The sequence below is a fragment of the Ensifer sp. VA4 genome, from assembly GCF_055710065.1.
In genome coordinates, this window is the sequence record NZ_JBVQPO010000026.1 from 17,925 (window position 1) to 32,263 (window position 14,339).

15 protein-coding genes and 1 pseudogene are annotated in these 14,339 nt (G+C 62.3%); 2 read left to right on the forward strand and 14 right to left on the reverse strand.

Annotated features, from left to right (window positions below; genetic code table 11):
• Window position 1: 1 nt before the first annotated feature.
• From benD to AC0C6X_RS28935, 7 genes are all read right to left on the reverse strand, one after another.
• Entirely contained in the window at window positions 2-790 is a 789-nt protein-coding gene (benD, locus tag AC0C6X_RS28905) for a benzoate diol dehydrogenase BenD (RefSeq protein ID WP_173519478.1), read from the reverse strand.
• Window positions 787-1,815, reverse strand: coding sequence for a benzoate 1,2-dioxygenase electron transfer component BenC (gene benC, locus AC0C6X_RS28910; RefSeq protein ID WP_173519477.1), 1,029 nt, complete (start codon window positions 1,813-1,815; stop codon window positions 787-789). The genes benD and benC overlap by 4 nt, the downstream gene beginning before the upstream one ends.
• Before the next feature lie 39 nt (window positions 1,816-1,854).
• Window positions 1,855-2,343, reverse strand: coding sequence for a benzoate 1,2-dioxygenase small subunit (benB, locus tag AC0C6X_RS28915; RefSeq protein WP_173519476.1), 489 nt, complete (start codon window positions 2,341-2,343; stop codon window positions 1,855-1,857).
• A complete protein-coding gene (locus AC0C6X_RS28920; protein WP_247959232.1) occupies window positions 2,340-3,698 on the reverse strand; it encodes a Rieske 2Fe-2S domain-containing protein in 1,359 nt (452 codons plus the stop codon). Before AC0C6X_RS28920 ends, benB begins: the two co-directional genes overlap by 4 nt.
• 98 nt (window positions 3,699-3,796) lie before the next feature.
• Window positions 3,797-4,735 carry a catechol 1,2-dioxygenase gene (catA, locus tag AC0C6X_RS28925; protein ID WP_472956448.1) on the reverse strand — a complete coding sequence of 313 codons (939 nt, stop codon included), beginning with the start codon at window positions 4,733-4,735 and terminating at the stop codon, window positions 3,797-3,799.
• Window positions 4,736-4,808: 73 nt separating this feature from the next.
• A complete protein-coding gene (gene catC / locus AC0C6X_RS28930) occupies window positions 4,809-5,099 on the reverse strand; it encodes a muconolactone Delta-isomerase (RefSeq protein WP_247959234.1) in 291 nt (96 codons plus the stop codon).
• A gap of 10 nt (window positions 5,100-5,109) precedes the next feature.
• Window positions 5,110-6,291 carry a muconate/chloromuconate family cycloisomerase gene (locus AC0C6X_RS28935; protein WP_472956450.1) on the reverse strand — a complete coding sequence of 394 codons (1,182 nt, stop codon included), beginning with the start codon at window positions 6,289-6,291 and terminating at the stop codon, window positions 5,110-5,112.
• A gap of 153 nt (window positions 6,292-6,444) precedes the next feature.
• On the opposite strand from AC0C6X_RS28935, the gene AC0C6X_RS28940 reads away from it, so the two are divergent.
• Window positions 6,445-7,386 carry a LysR family transcriptional regulator gene (locus AC0C6X_RS28940; RefSeq protein WP_173519471.1) on the forward strand — a complete coding sequence of 314 codons (942 nt, stop codon included), beginning with the start codon at window positions 6,445-6,447 and terminating at the stop codon, window positions 7,384-7,386.
• Here AC0C6X_RS28940 and AC0C6X_RS28945 read toward each other — a convergent pair.
• From AC0C6X_RS28945 to AC0C6X_RS28970, 6 genes and pseudogenes are all read right to left on the reverse strand, one after another.
• Window positions 7,379-8,260 (reverse strand): sugar phosphate isomerase/epimerase family protein, encoded by an 882-nt coding sequence (locus AC0C6X_RS28945; RefSeq protein WP_173519470.1) that lies wholly within the window; start codon window positions 8,258-8,260, stop codon window positions 7,379-7,381. The genes AC0C6X_RS28940 and AC0C6X_RS28945 overlap by 8 nt on opposite strands.
• Window positions 8,260-9,465, reverse strand: coding sequence for an NAD(P)/FAD-dependent oxidoreductase (locus tag AC0C6X_RS28950; RefSeq protein ID WP_173519469.1), 1,206 nt, complete (start codon window positions 9,463-9,465; stop codon window positions 8,260-8,262). Before AC0C6X_RS28950 ends, AC0C6X_RS28945 begins: the two co-directional genes overlap by 1 nt.
• A gap of 107 nt (window positions 9,466-9,572) precedes the next feature.
• Window positions 9,573-9,695, reverse strand: a pseudogene (locus AC0C6X_RS28955) (rhizopine-binding protein); the annotation flags it as partial.
• Window positions 9,696-9,790: 95 nt separating this feature from the next.
• On the reverse strand, window positions 9,791-10,102 hold the full coding sequence (locus tag AC0C6X_RS28960; protein ID WP_173520183.1) for a MocE family 2Fe-2S type ferredoxin: 312 nt from the start codon (window positions 10,100-10,102) through the stop codon (window positions 9,791-9,793).
• A gap of 8 nt (window positions 10,103-10,110) precedes the next feature.
• Entirely contained in the window at window positions 10,111-11,145 is a 1,035-nt protein-coding gene (locus AC0C6X_RS28965; protein ID WP_173519468.1) for a sterol desaturase family protein, read from the reverse strand.
• A gap of 169 nt (window positions 11,146-11,314) precedes the next feature.
• Window positions 11,315-12,316: a LacI family DNA-binding transcriptional regulator gene (locus tag AC0C6X_RS28970; protein ID WP_173519467.1), complete on the reverse strand. Its 1,002-nt coding sequence runs from the start codon at window positions 12,314-12,316 to the stop codon at window positions 11,315-11,317.
• Window positions 12,317-12,475: 159 nt separating this feature from the next.
• Here AC0C6X_RS28970 and AC0C6X_RS28975 point away from each other — a divergent pair, with 159 nt between their 5' ends.
• Window positions 12,476-13,201: a glutathione S-transferase gene (locus tag AC0C6X_RS28975; RefSeq protein ID WP_472956451.1), complete on the forward strand. Its 726-nt coding sequence runs from the start codon at window positions 12,476-12,478 to the stop codon at window positions 13,199-13,201.
• A 92-nt stretch (window positions 13,202-13,293) separates the two neighbouring features.
• On the opposite strand, the gene AC0C6X_RS28980 is transcribed toward AC0C6X_RS28975, so the two are convergent.
• On the reverse strand, window positions 13,294-14,253 hold the full coding sequence (locus AC0C6X_RS28980; RefSeq protein WP_173519465.1) for an MBL fold metallo-hydrolase: 960 nt from the start codon (window positions 14,251-14,253) through the stop codon (window positions 13,294-13,296).
• Window positions 14,254-14,339: the final 86 nt, after the last annotated feature.

Here is a 14,339-nt window from a genome sequence, read left to right on the forward strand (position 1 = left end):
GTCAGCCGAGATCGCCGCCGGCGACCGGCAGCACATTGCCGGTGATGTAGGAGGCCTCGTCCGAGGCCAGGAACAGAATGGGCGCCGCTTGCTCCTCGATGCTGCCGTAGCGCTTCATGAAGCTCGACTGCTTTACCTGGGCAAAGACGTCCCCCATCCAGGACTTCTCGGCTTCGCTGTCACCCTCCGCATTGCGCGGGATGCGGCGCGGCGGCGCCTCTGTCCCACCCGGCGCTGTTGCGACGACCCGGATGTTGCGCTCCGCAAGCTCCATCGCCAGCGACTGGGTGATGGCATTGACGCCGCCCTTCGCCGCCGAATAGGGCACACGATGAATGCCGCGCGTGGCGTTTGAGGACACATTGACAATGGTGCCGCCGCCACGAGCGAAGAGATGCGGCAGCACGGCATGGCAGCAATAAAGCGTGGGCATCAGCGAGCGGCGAATCTCCGCGTCGATCTGCGCCGGCTCGAATTCCTCGAAGGGACGCATACGGATCGCACCGCCGACATTGTTGATCAGGATGTCGATGCCGCCGAACCTTTCGGCAGCAAAGCGCATCGCCGCTGCCGCCCCCTCATGGGTTTCGAGATCGGCTTCGAAGGCGGTCGCCCGCTCACTGTCCGCCTCCGCCGCCACCTCGGCGACGAAATCGGCGCGGTCGACGAACAGCACCTTGCCGCCTTCCGCCGCGGCCCGCAGCGCCACGGCACGGCCGATGCCCTGGGCGGCACCGGTCACCACGATTACTTTGCCGGCGAAACGGTCGGCAAAGAGGACCGTTTTCATGCTGCCTCCTTCGCCACGACATTCGGCGTGAACTTCTCGTAGTGGAAGCTGTTGGGCGTAATGCCACTCTCGTCGAAGTGCTTGCGCACCGCGTCGACCATCGGCGGCGGACCGCAGAGATAGACGTCGACATGACCACCGTTGAGCAGCTCTTCCGGCATATGCTGGGTGACCCACCCCTTGCGCGGATGGCTGGAGGCGGCGTCCGCGACGACGGTCGCGTAAGTGAAGTTGGGAAGAAGTTTGGCGTAGGCCTCGATCTCGTCGACCAGCACCAGGTCCAGATCGCGGGTGACGCCGTAGATGAGATGGACCTTCTGCTCGGCGTTTGTGCGGGCGAGTTGTTCAAGCATCGACAGGAACGGCGCAAGGCCGGTGCCGCCAGCCAGAAACAGGAGGGGGCGATGGACCTCGCGCAGATAGAAGCTGCCGAGCGGGCCGGTCAGGTTGAGTTTCGCGCCGACTTCGGCACGCTCCAGCCACGTGCTCATCACCCCGCCCGGGATCTTCTTGATCAGGAAGCAGATGCGCTGTTCACCGGGCGCCGACGAGAAGGAATAGGAACGGCTTTGGCCGCTGCCGGGCACGTCGATATTGACATACTGCCCGGGCAGAAAGGCCGGCGCCGCAGCACCTTCGATATCCAGTTCGAGCACGATCGCCGCATCATTGTGTGGCGTGACACGCGCGACTGTTGCCGCGAACTTCTGCTGTCCGGTCTTGCAGGCGGCCGACGTCGTCGGCACCGCGATTACGCAATCGCTCGACGGCTTCATCTGACAGGTGAGCACCAATCCGCTCTGAGCCTCGTCCGCCGTCAGCGCATCGTCGATAAAGTCGTCGCCGAGGTCATAAGCGCCGCTTTCGGCGCGGCACTTGCAGGTGCCGCATACACCGTCGGAACAGTCCATCGGCAGGTTGATCTTGTTGCGGAAGGCGGCGTCGAGCACCTTCTCATCGTCCCTGCATTCGACGAAGCGAGTGACGCCGTCCTCAAAATTCAAAGCGATCCTGTAGCTGGCCATGGTTGCTCCTCCCATTCCTGTCTTGTCAGGCGCCGACCGTCAGATGTGGTAGACGTCGATGACCTGGCGGATGTAGTCGTTCTTCAGCACGATTTTCTTCCGCGAAATCACGAGCTCACCGCCGCTCTTGCGCAGCGTGACGAACATGGTCCCGAAGAAATGGTCGGTGACCTTGTAGCGGTGGTTGAGCGTGTGGAAGTTGTAGCGGAAGTCCGCCTCCTCACCGCGATCAGCCACCCGTTCGACATTGGTGACGTTGTGACTGGTGCGCGGCTCCGGCGTGGATGCACCGGAACGTTCGGTCTTGATGCGGAAGACGCGATCTTCCAGGCCGTCGCGGCTCGGATAATAGATCAGCGAGATCTCTGACTGCGGATCCTCGGTCAGTTGATCGTCGTCGTCCCAGGCGGGCATCCAGTAGCTGACGTCGGGCGCATAGCAGGTCAGCCATTCGTCCCATTGGCGATCGTCGAGCAGGCGCGCTTCGCGGTAGAGAAAGGCGCAAGCGGCTTCAAAGGAGATGCTCATGCGACCGCTCCCTTCCTTTCAGAGGCAAGCGCTGCGCGCATCACCTTCACCCAATACTCGTGCTGGCGGACAAAGAGGCCTTCGTCCTCGCTGCGCTCGCCCGAAAGCAGCGGCTCGATACCCATGCGCCTGGCATTCTCGTCCGGGCCATCGATCCAGAGCGGGGCACCGCGCGACAGGTCGTTCCAGAGCGCGGTGATGCCGGCATAGCCTTGCTGGCAGGCGCGGAACTCTTCGAGATCGTCCGCTGTGCCCATGCCGGAGACGTTGAAGAAATCCTCATATTGGCGGATGCGCAGTGTGCGATCGGCAGTGCTTTCGCCCTTCGGCGCGAAGCAGAAGATGCTGATCTCGGTCTTGTCGACACTGATCGGGCGGGTCACGCGGATCTGCGTGCTGAACTGATCCATCAGGAACACATTCGGATAGAGGCAGAGGTTGCGTGTCTGGTTGACGATGAAATCCGCCTGGACCTCGCCGACCCGCGCCTTGATCTCCTCGCGATGGCTGAAGATCGGCCGAACCTCCGGGTTCATAGTGTTGGTCCAGAGCAGGATGTGGCCATTGTCGAAGCCATAGACGCCGGCGATCGAGCGGCTCCAGCTGCTGGCGTCGACCGCCTTGGTGCCCTCTTCGTTGCGACGGCCCATCGTGGCGGCATAGTTCCAGTGCACGGAGCTGACGTGATAACCGTCGCAGCCGTTCTCCATCTGCAGCTTCCAGTTCCCGTCGTAGATGTAGGAGGAATTGCCGCGCAGCACTTCGAGCCCGTCGGGCGCCTGGTCGACGATCTGGTCGATGATGACCTTGGTTTCGCCGAGATAGTCTTCGAGCGACGAGACGTCCGGGTTCAGGCTGCCGAACAGGAAGCCGCGGTAGCTCTCGAAACGGGCGACGCGCTTCAGGTCGTGCGAGCCGTCTTTCGCGAATTGCGGCGGATATTGCGTCGTCTTCTCGTCCTTCACCTTCAAGAGCTTACCGGTGTTGGAGAAGGTCCAGCCGTGGAAGGGACAGGTGAAGCTGCCCTTGTTGCCGTGCTTGCGCCGACAGAGCATCGCGCCGCGGTGGGCACAGGCATTGATGACCGCGTGTAGCTCGCCTGTCTTGTCACGGGTGACGACGACAGGCTGCCGGCCGATATAGGTGGTGTAATAGTCGTTGTTCTCGGGGATCTGGCTCTCGTGGGCGAGGTAGACCCAGTTGCTTTCGAAGATGTGCTTCATCTCCAGTTCGAAGAGATCTTCGTTGGTGAAGATGTCGCGACGGCAGCGGAACGTGCCGGCCTCATGATCATCCTCGACCGCGGTCGCGAGCAGGTTGTCGAGGGCCTCAGCTTTATCGATAATCGCAGACATGGTTCTTCTCCCGCAAACGGCTGACCCGTGTTCGGCTCGGCGATTGCAACAATGTCGGTGTCGGGGGCGGCGGCTCATTTGGCCGCCGCTGGAAAGGATCAGGCGGCAGCGCGCTTGCGCTGCTCGTTGATCTGGTTGTCGACGCCATTCACCAAGGCGGTGAGATGGATGTCGAATTCGATCTCGGCAAACGGGCCGGAGAGATTGTTGGCCTTGATGCTCGCCTCGTCGGTCCGCTCGGTAACATCAGGCACCAGGCCGTCACGCGTCGCATAGGCGAAATCGTCATTGACCAGCGGGTCGCCGGCGATGTTGATCTGGGTCGTGAGCTTCCGGTGGCCGTCGGCGCTGATGAAGAAGTGGATATGGGCCGGGCGCTGGCCATGGCGTCCAAGCGCCGAGAGCAACTGTTCGGTCGGGCTTCCTGGAGGGACGCCGTAACCATGGGGCACGATGCTCTGGAATTTGTAACAGCCCTTGGTATCGGTCACGATCGTGCGGCGCATGTTGAACGGTGATTGCAGGCCGGTCGGGTCGAAGTGGGAATAGAAGCCGCGGGTGTCGCAGTGCCAGACTTCGACGGTCGCTCCCTGGAGAGGCTTGCCGTCAGGACCATAGACGGTGCCGTGCATGATCAGCGTCTTGCCATTGGTGTCGCGGCCATCATCAAGGCGGGCGAAACCTTCCGAAGCCGGTGCGCCGGCGACATAAAGCGGCCCTTCGATGGTGCGTGGCGTCGGGTTCTTGATGCCGAGCTCCTCGTCGATCGCGTCGAGACGTTCGTCGAGGAAGTGGTCGACGCCGAGGCCGGGCGAAATCAGGCCGGCCTGACCGGCAGCACCGATCTCGTTCAACCAGGCAATGCCAGTCCAATATTCGTCCGGAGTGATGTCGAGATCGTCGATCGCCTTGAACAGGTCGGACATCAGCCGGTGCACGATCTCTTTGACGCGCGGGTTGCCGCCGTCCTTGTCGAGGCCGCTCAAGACCTTCAGGAAGTCCTGGGTCTCCGGCTTGTCGAAAATCTTCACGCTCATATCAATTCCTCCACTTGGATCAGTTTGAAAGCGGGTGCCGTCTGCCAACCTCCCGGCGACGGCTGAACGAATTCTAGGTATCGTCCTCGCGGATCGATGAAGGATGCCGAAGAAGCGGCGTCACCGCGATCTCCATGAATTTGAAGAGCGGCAGGCCGGAGAGGACCTCGTGCAGCTCGGCATTGTCCTTGACGTCGAAAACACTATAGTTCGCGTACTCACCGGCGATCCGCCAGATGTGCCGCCACTTGCCGTTCCGCTGCAGCTCCTGCGAATAGGCCTTTTCCCGGGCGATAATTTCGGCCGCCTGTTCGGCGGGGAAATCATGGGGAATGCAGACGTCCATTCTGACGTGAAACAGCATGACCTGCTCCTCACTTTGCAACGCTGATCGTCTTGCGCAGTCCGTCGCGCGCAAAGAACTTCAGGCGGTCTTCGTCGAGTTCGATCCCGAGACCCGGTCCATCCGGCACCGTCAGTTCGAAATCGCTGTAATCGAGCGGCGTCGCCAAAATTTCCTCGGTCAAGAGCAGCGGGCCGAAAAGCTCCGTGCCCCATTGCAGATTGGCGAAGGTGGAAAACACATGGGCTGACGCCGCCGTGCCGACGCCACCTTCCAGCATCGTGCCGCCATAGAGCTCGATGCCGGCGGCATCGGCGATCGCCGCGACACGCTGGGCATTGAAGAGGCCACCGCTCTGCTCGATCTTGACGGCAAAAACGTCGGCGCCTTTGCTCTTCGCTATCTCGAAGGCAGATTCCGGACCGGTGAGCGACTCGTCCGCCATCAGCGCCACCGGGAAACGACGGACCAGGCGCTTGAGCGCCGCCGTCGAAGCGACCGGCTGTTCGATCAGTTCACAGCCGGCCTCCGCCAGCGCCGCCATGCCGTAGGCCGCCTCGAATTCGCTCCAGGCCATGTTGACGTCGACACGCACGGCGCCGCGGTCACCCAGCGACTGCTTGATCGCTGCCACATGGGCGATATCGTCCTTCAAAGGCCTGGCGCCGATCTTCAATTTGAAGATCCGATGGCGGCGAAGGTCGAGCATCGTCTCGGCCTCGGCAATGTCTTTCGCGGTATCGCCGGAGGCAAGCGTCCAGGCGACCGGCAGCCGCTTGCGCAATGCCCCACCAAGCAGTTCGCTGATCGGCAGGCCAAGACGCTTGCCATGGGCGTCGAGCAGGGCGGTTTCCACCGCGCTCTTGGCGAAGCGATTTTCCTTCACCGCCTTGCCAATCCGCACCATCAGAGCGCGGACATGGCTCGCGTCCTCGCCGATCATGACAGGCGCGAAATAGGTATCGATGGCAAGCTTCATCGTTTCCGGGCTCTCGCCCCCATAGGCAAGACCGCCGATCGTCGTGCCCTCGCCGATGCCAACCGTGCCGTCGCTGCAGTGCACCTTCACCAGCATCAGCGTCTGGCCGGTCATGGTCGCAACGGAGAGCTTGTGCGGCCGGATGGTCGGCAGGTCGACCAGCATCGTTTCGACCCGTTCGACAACGGGGGAAAGGGCTGCGGTCGGAGCAATGGGGGCAAGGATCTTGTTCATGGCGTGACTGTGCGCCGCGGACCCGGCGGCGTCCAACACCAATTAGGTTCGCTATGATACCTTTATGATATAGTATGGCAAAGATTGCGGGTATTCAGGCAGTTGCCGCATTGCAACATACCGCAATAGTAGGAAAGTATCGGGAGCTAGACCATGGATCTGCGCCAGCTTCGCTATTTCGTCGCCGTCGCCCGTGAGCGCAATTTCACGCGCGCCGCCGAGCAGTTGCACATCGCCCAGCCCCCGCTCAGCCGGCAAATCCAGCTTTTGGAAGAAGAGCTGGGTGTCCCGCTGATCATCCGCAAGAGCCGCCCGGTGCGGCTGACTGAGGCCGGCCGGTTGTTCTACGAACAGTCGCTGCAGGTTCTGGGGCGAGTCGAGCAGATGGTTGAGGCCACGCGCCGCGTTGGCCTCAACCAGAACCGCGTCCTGTCCATCGGCTTCGTCGCCTCCACGCTCTATGGCGGATTGCCGACGCTCGTGCGCAAGCTGCGCCAGAACGCGCCCGAGCTCGACATACGGTTGCTCGAGATGGTGTCGGTGCAGCAGATCGCGGCGTTAAAGGAAGGACGGATCGATGTCGGCTTCGGCCGGCTTCACCACAACGATCCCAACGTCGTCGGCATCCTCATGCGTGAGGAACGCCTCGCCTTGGCGATACCCCAGGGCACGCCGCTGGCTGAGGAAACGTCGCCCCTGCCCTTAAGTGCGCTTGGTGGCCAGACGCTGATCGTCTATCCGAAGGAGCCGCGCCCGAGCTATGCCGACCACGTGCTAAGCCTGCTTCACGCCCACGATGTGCGCCCGGCGGAGGTGCATGAAGTGCGCGAGATCCAGAGCGCCCTTGGTCTTGTCGCCTCGGAAGCGGGTCTTTGCATTGTCCCCTCCTCGGCGCGCCAGGTGCGCTCGGATCTCCACTACCGCATGATCGAGGGGGAACGCGCGACCTCGCCTGTCATCCTCAACCACCGGGTCGGCGACAATTCGCGCCACATCGAGCTGATCAAGCAGCTGATCGAGGAAATGTATGCGGAAAACCCGCCCTGGCTCGGCCTTGAGCACAATCTCCCCTTCCGGCCTTCGTTCGTTACGTGATGAGGGCCGGCATTCGCACGTCGGGCATCCTGTTGCCCGAGGCGTCTGTGCTCTCACCCCATAGCTGCCGTACCATTTGCCGAAGCGCGAGCGCTTCGGCCCACCGGTCCGTGGAGTCTTCGCCGTCCGCCCTGGTGATCGCATAGGGCCTGGGACCAAGCTCGCAGGTCATGACCAGTTCGGCATCGGCAGAAGCACGGGTTCGCCAATTGGCGAAACCATAGCTCCACCAGCCGCAGAAGAGATCGACCCAGGGGCGATGGTGCGGAAAGGAAATCTCGACCTGAATCTGTTGGCACGAACCGATACGGCCGTGAAAGGCCTCGGCGTTGTCGAGGATGCGCCGGATCTGCGCGTGGCTTTCCTCTTCGACCGGGAAGGCAAATTCGCGACCAACCAGATAGTGCGAGAGGTCGGCGAGAAGCGGCAGATCGGGTCGATGCTCGAGGAGATCGAGCGTGAACAACAGGTCGCTGGTGATCCGGTGGCGGTGGGTCTCGATATAGACGGGAACGCCTGTCTCCTCTGCGAGCCGCATCCATCCGTCGAGAAGCGGCAGACAGTCCTCGATCCGGCGCGGACGGACATCCGCCTGCAGATCGATGTGGCTGACGGGAAAATCCGTCGCCAGTTCGAGCGTCAGCCGCAGGTCCTCGACAGTCCGTGGAAAGCAGACGCCCTCGATCTTCAGGCCGGTGCCCCGGATCGCTTCGTTAAGGCGAACGACGTCGCGACGGCTGGTGTAGTGCGCGCTGATGCCGTCGAACCCGGCCGCGACGATATCAGCGATGTTTTCTTCGAGGCTGCGCTCGTAGCCGTCGGCATGCCGACGTTCCATCGCCCAGAGTGATTGAAAGACAAGCAGCGTCTGCATCAGGCCGCCCGCGCGCTCTTGAGCAGTGCCTTGAGGTTCACGCTCGTGTCGGCGAGTGCAGCGGGGTCAGGGCTGACGCCGGCGGCAATCAGCATCTCCGCCAGCTTGATATCCTTGGCGAGACTATTGCCGAGACCGAGGCCTGCGGCCGCGACGAGACGCCCGCCATCCAGGTAGAATTCGAGTTCGCCGCCGTCGAGCCGGCGCGTAACGCTCTGATGGTCTGGATGCGGCAAGCCCGCTACCTGGAGGCCGAGATCGTACTGATCGGACCAGAACCAGGGGATGGCCATGAGTGTTTCTTTGCCGCCGGCTAAGTTCCGAGCCGCCGTCTCCGCCTGGCTGCGCGCATTGCGCCAGCTTTCAAATCGCACATGCCCTCCACCCGGCTGAGCAACGGCCGCGCAGTCGCCAGCCGCATAAATATTCGGGTCGCTGGTCCGCAGATGACCGTCCGTCAGAATGCCGTTTCCTGTCGCAAGCCCCGCCGCCTCGGCGAGCGCGATATCCGGCTGAACGCCAATGGCTGCGACAACGATATCGGCCGGCACCGCAATGCCATCGGCGAGAACAATCGCATCGTCAGTGATTTCGGCGATACTCTGCCCGAGATGAAAAACAACGCCTTCATCCTGATGGCGGGCGTGGAGTCTTGTGGCGAAGCGCGGAGGAACGGCGCGGCCGAGCGGCTTCGGCGCCATTTCGATGACGCTGACGGCGATCCCTTTGCCGCGCAGCACGGCCGCAAGCTCCAAGCCGATCAGACCGCCGCCAATGATCGCAACCATTTTGCCGGCTTCGGCACGGGCGAAGATCGCCGCCGCATCGGCATAGGTGCGAAAATCGAGCGCGCGCTCGGCCCCCGGGCAATTGAGCCGTCGCGGGCGGGCGCCGGTGGCGAGCAGCAACTTGTCATAGGCGAGCGTCCGTCCATCGCTCAAAGCGACGGACCGGGCATCCGCGTCGATCCTCAAGGCGGATACGCCCTGAAGATAGTCGATCCCGACGGACTCCAGCGCGTCGCCCCTGCAGATCGGCTTCATCTGCACCGCACCATCCAATGGCTTCGAGAGCGGCGGGCGCTCATAGGGCAGATGCGGTTCCGCGCCGACCAGCGTGACGCTGCCGGAAAACCCTGTTTCCCGCAGCGCAAAGGCCGCACGGGTGCCGGACTCCCCGGCGCCAATGATAACGATGCCGTCCATAACTTGCTCCGTAGATCGTAAGTTGGAGCGGGATGCGGGCGGAAAACCGCGCGCACGTTTCCTCATCCCGCTCAGGAAAAAGTGGCCGGCGCAGGCAGGAGAAATGCGCCGGCGCGCAGCAGGGTCTGGAAATTGTTGTCGAAGCTCTGCATCGAGACGCCGATCGTCTCCGCCGAGGCAGCACTTCCCAGCAAGGCGGCAAGCGCTGCCGCCAGGTACATGGATTTCATCATATCCTCCCAATGGGTGCCGGATCACCCGATCGCATTCCGGAAGGCCCGGCGGGCCCGATCAATCGCGGCGCACGGCAGCGCCGAAGGCGGCTCTAGCCGAGCGCCACGCGGACCTCTCCGTCGACGATTTCGGCGGGGTAGGTCTTGAGGTTTTCGCAGGCGGGAAGCCTGAGAGCCTCGCCGGTGCGGTAGTCGAAGGCGCCGGAATGCTTGGGACATTCCACCTCGAAGTCCATAACCAGCCCATCGGCGAGATGGATCGCCTCATGGGTGCAGAGACCGGCAGTGCAATAGACGCTGTCGTCCGGGCCGCGGTAGACCGCATAGGTGCGGCCCGCATGGTCGAAGCGGATCGCGCCTTCCTGTTCGATGTCCTCAAGCTTGCAGGCTGGTACCCAGGTGATCATGTTGCTCATTTGGCTGCCTCCCCGATCGTGTTGCGTGCCTTGCGGGCTGCGAGTTTTTCCTTGCGTTTGCGGTAGCGTTCCTGCATCCGCGCCTCGCCCTCGGCCGAGCCGTCGTGCCAGGTGCCGAACCAGCGATCGAGCGGTATGAGCGCGTCGCCGTAGTTCACCTCGAAATACTTGTGGTGCAGGTAATGGGCATAGGCGTGGCTATCGACGAGGGTCTTTTCGCCGACCTCGACCTTGTCGAAGCCGACGTGGCCGGGAATGGCGCCGAAGCCCGCATAGTGAAGCTGATAGAGCATCAGGATCGGGTTGGACGGCAGGATCAGATGATACAAGGCCGTTGCGAAGTAGAGCAGGTGCTCGACCGGATGCATCGACAGCGACGACCACGGCGACGGATTCACCGAATTGTGGTGGACCGAATGCACCCACTTGTAGAGGAACGGCGTGTGGATGAGCCGGTGGATGCAGAAGAAGTGGAACTCGTGGATCACGGGCACGACGAGCGCGACCGCGGCGAGCGCCCAGGGATTTTCCGCGAAGCTCAGCCATGGCGCATAACCATTGGCATAGGCCCAGAGCATGGCGACCTCGACGGCAGTCCAGATGGTCACGCCCGAAAGGAAGGTGCGCAGGATGTTGTCGAGGTTCTGGCTCTCGAACCAGAAGGCCTTGCTCTTCTGCTCGGCCGGGAATTTGCCATTGTACTTGAAGCGGTTTTCCTGCCGCTTCAGCACATACAGATGCAGTTCGAAAGCGCCATAAAACAGGAACACGCAGACGGCGTTCACCGCGTAAAGCCAGGCGATCCAGCCGATGCCAAGCGTCTGCATCGCTCCCATCGGCGGAATCACCCAGGCCCAATAGGCGACCGCCGAAACGGCGAAGATGGCATTCCACGGAAAGAAATAGTGCGGCAGCCACTTGATCAGGGCCACGAGCCTGGGTGGAAAGGCAAACAGCGGCGCCGTCTCGATCGGCTGGTTCGGCGCCCAGTCGCCGCGCTTGTTGCGCGTTCCATACTTCAGATCATCCATGACGCTCTCCTCCCGGCGGATCGCCTGCGCTCCGCACAATTTCACTGATGGAAGGGGCGCCTTCAGCGCTTTTGCCGGTTCCGGTTCGCCGCTGGAGCCCGGCCTCCTTCTTGACAAAAATCTAGCAGGAGGCGGCCTGAACGACGAAGCCTTCTTTGATCAAATCAGATCAAAGGCTTTCGGCCGTGACAGTGATGAAGCGAATGGGCGCCCTGTCGGGTTCCATTTCGGTAAGGCCGATTCGGCGGAGGACAATATCAAGGGCGCGACGGGCCTGAGCTTCAGGTGCCTGGTCGAGCACGACGTCCATGACGCCGTCGCTAAGAGCGTTGCGCGTATAGTCGGTGAGCTCGTGGCCGACGAAAAAGATCTCCCTGCCGCGCGGATGCCGGCGAAGCACATCGATCAGGGCCGCGTTGGCCCCGCCCGCATTATAGAGCCCGGCCATATCAGGATAGATCTCGAGCGCCGATCGCAGCGCTTCGGCGCCGTAGAGTTCTTCGTCGCGGGTGAAGCCCAGCCACTCGAACCGACGTTCGCCTGGGTGTTCGCGGAAATAATCCGAAAAGCCGCTGATACGATCGCGATGGACCTGATAGATCGGATGGCAGAGGGCAACGACCGGGCCGGCCCGACGCGCCATGCGGGCGATGAAGAGGGCCGCCGTTCTTCCGGCGGCGTGGTTGTCGATCCCGACGAACTCTCCGAGCGTCTCGGATGCCCGCGTGACGACATGGACCACCGGCACACCGCGCGCGACGACCGCTTCGACCGCGGCGCTGATCAGCGGGCTGTTGGGCACTGCAAGGATCAGGCCGGCACGCGGCACCTCGCTCGACAGAATTCGCCCAGCAATCTCCTCCGGTTTCATTTCCTCGGCGAAGCTGCGCTGGACGACGACGAGCGGATCGAGCGTCTCGGCAATTCGCTGGAACGCCTGGGACAGCCGCCGATAGAACGTGGTTTCGGGCCGCACCATTAGCACATCTATGCGCAGCAGCCCGCGATGGGTATCGGGAAGCGTGCGCGGGTAATTCAGCGTGCGGGCGGCGACGACGACCTTTTCGACCAGATCCGGGCGAACGCCGCCGCGCCCGTTCAGGACCCGCTCGACCGTCGCGGTTCCGACGCCTGCCAACTTGGCGATATCGCGATAGTTCGGTTTGCTCACCCCAACATCCCTCGCCTGGATTTCCGATGCATCTCCACAGCGCCATAGCATGCGGCACGGCCCGTTCGACAGCGTGCGCGCCGCAATTGCTGCGTCAGCCTCGCCGCTTACCGCCGATGGCCTATATCAACTGGATGCCCAAGAACCACAGAGGCTTCCATGACTTATGAATTGTACTACTGGAACGGCATTCAGGGCCGTGGCGAATTCGTACGACTGGCGCTCGAAGATGCCGACGCGGCTTACGTCGATGTCACACGCGTCGCTGACCGCGGCACCGGCGAGATGATGAAGCTCATGGGAAGTACCACCGCAGCACACATCCCTTTCGCGCCGCCGTTCCTAAGAGACGGCGACCAGATCATTTCCCATGTGGCGAACATCCTCCTCTACCTCGGTCCCAAGCTCGGCCTTGCACCAAAGGAGGAGGCGCTGCGCTGGTACGCCAACGGCCTGCAGCTCACCATCACCGATTTCGTCGCCGAAGTGCATGACACACACCACCCGATTGCAACGTCGAAATACTACGAAGACCAGAAGGAAGAGGCGAAGGCCCGCGCATCCGAATTCGTCACGAACCGCATCCCGAAGTTTCTCGGCTATTTCGAGCGCGTTCTTGCGCAGAACCCTGAGGGCGGCGGTCACGCCGTTGGCAGCGCCGTTAGCTATGTCGATCTCTCGCTGTTCCAGGTGATCGAAGGACTGCGCTATGCTTTTCCCAGGGCGATGCGGCACTATGAGCACCTGTACCCCAACCTCTTGAAGCTGCATGCCTCGGTCAAGGCAAGACCAAGGCTTGGCGCCTATCTCGCTTCGCCGCGACGGCTGGCCTTCAACGAGGACGGCATCTTCCGTCGCTATCGCGAGCTGGATATCGAGCCCTAAGCGAACCGGCCGCCCTCCGCCGTTGCGCCGCGTGAGGGAAGTCGGTCGTTTCGAGGTGATCTCGTCGCCTCAGGCAGCGGCAAGAGCGCGCGCTACTCGATGTAATTCCAGGGAATGAAGCGATAGAGCGTTTCATCCCTGGCCACGTGGCCGATGCCGGGAAACGGCAGGTGCGCGCCGGCGACGAGGTAACGGCCATCCGCCGCATCTGCAAGTGCCATGGCACGGGTCGCGACCGCCGCAGCGCCGTCGACGTCGAAGGTAACGAAGACGTCGGGTGCATCGAACTGGATGTGGTCGCCGTGGATCACGTCACCCCAAAAGACGAGGCGTTGACCGTCATCGGATTTCAACACGATCGATGAATGTCCGGGCGTATGCCCGGCCCTGAGGATCGAACCGATGTTCGGCAAAACGTCGGCGTTGTCGGCGAAACGCTTCACCTTTCCGGCGGCGATATAGGGGGCGAGAGCATCGTGGGCACGCTGGAAGTCGGTCTTCTGTGCCTCGGTCATCGACGTCACGCCTTCGCGCTCGATCCAGAACCGATATTCGCGATCGGCGAGATGGATCTCGGCATTCGGATATTGCGGCTTGCCATCGACGGTGAGGCCGCCCGAATGATCGGCGTGCACATGCGTCAGGATCACGGCGTCGACCTGCTCGGCTGCGTAGCCGGAGGCCGTCATGTGGCGAAGGAGCTTGCCGGCAGCGGCGCCGAGCAGCGCGCCCGACCCCGCGTCGATCAGCACCAGGCGTTCGCCGTCGTTCACCAGATAGGCATTGATCGACAGATGCGGCTCCTTGCCGAGAAAGTTGTCGTCGAGCTTGCGCTGCAGGTCGTCCACCGGTTCGTTCTGATAGATCGTCGCCATAGGCAGCGCCAGCGTGCCGTCCGACAGCGCAGTGACTTCATATTTTCCGAAGCGGAAGCGGTAGAAACCGGCATTGGCAACGGTCGAGAACGGCGCGGCGGAAAAGGCCAGGCGCGGCGCGAGCGGCAACAGGGCGGTGGCGGCGAGAAAACCCAAAGCTTGTCTGCGGGTGGTCATGATCGGCTCCTTCGATTGAATGCGATGAAGCTATCAATTCAACCCTTCGTCGATTATCCTTCGATCATGGAAGTGATTGTTCCGGA

Coding starts and splice junctions, on each gene's coding strand:
- benD (WP_173519478.1), bottom strand. CDS start 790: ATGAAAACGGTCCTCTTTGCCGACCGTTTCGCCGGCAAAGTAATCGTG.
- benC (WP_173519477.1), bottom strand. CDS start 1,815: ATGGCCAGCTACAGGATCGCTTTGAATTTTGAGGACGGCGTCACTCGC.
- benB (WP_173519476.1), bottom strand. CDS start 2,343: ATGAGCATCTCCTTTGAAGCCGCTTGCGCCTTTCTCTACCGCGAAGCG.
- AC0C6X_RS28920 (WP_247959232.1), bottom strand. CDS start 3,698: ATGTCTGCGATTATCGATAAAGCTGAGGCCCTCGACAACCTGCTCGCG.
- catA (WP_472956448.1), bottom strand. CDS start 4,735: ATGAGCGTGAAGATTTTCGACAAGCCGGAGACCCAGGACTTCCTGAAG.
- catC (WP_247959234.1), bottom strand. CDS start 5,099: ATGCTGTTTCACGTCAGAATGGACGTCTGCATTCCCCATGATTTCCCC.
- AC0C6X_RS28935 (WP_472956450.1), bottom strand. CDS start 6,291: ATGAACAAGATCCTTGCCCCCATTGCTCCGACCGCAGCCCTTTCCCCC.
- AC0C6X_RS28940 (WP_173519471.1), top strand. CDS start 6,445: ATGGATCTGCGCCAGCTTCGCTATTTCGTCGCCGTCGCCCGTGAGCGC.
- AC0C6X_RS28945 (WP_173519470.1), bottom strand. CDS start 8,260: ATGCAGACGCTGCTTGTCTTTCAATCACTCTGGGCGATGGAACGTCGG.
- AC0C6X_RS28950 (WP_173519469.1), bottom strand. CDS start 9,465: ATGGACGGCATCGTTATCATTGGCGCCGGGGAGTCCGGCACCCGTGCG.
- AC0C6X_RS28965 (WP_173519468.1), bottom strand. CDS start 11,145: ATGGATGATCTGAAGTATGGAACGCGCAACAAGCGCGGCGACTGGGCG.
- AC0C6X_RS28975 (WP_472956451.1), top strand. CDS start 12,476: ATGACTTATGAATTGTACTACTGGAACGGCATTCAGGGCCGTGGCGAA.
- AC0C6X_RS28980 (WP_173519465.1), bottom strand. CDS start 14,253: ATGACCACCCGCAGACAAGCTTTGGGTTTTCTCGCCGCCACCGCCCTG.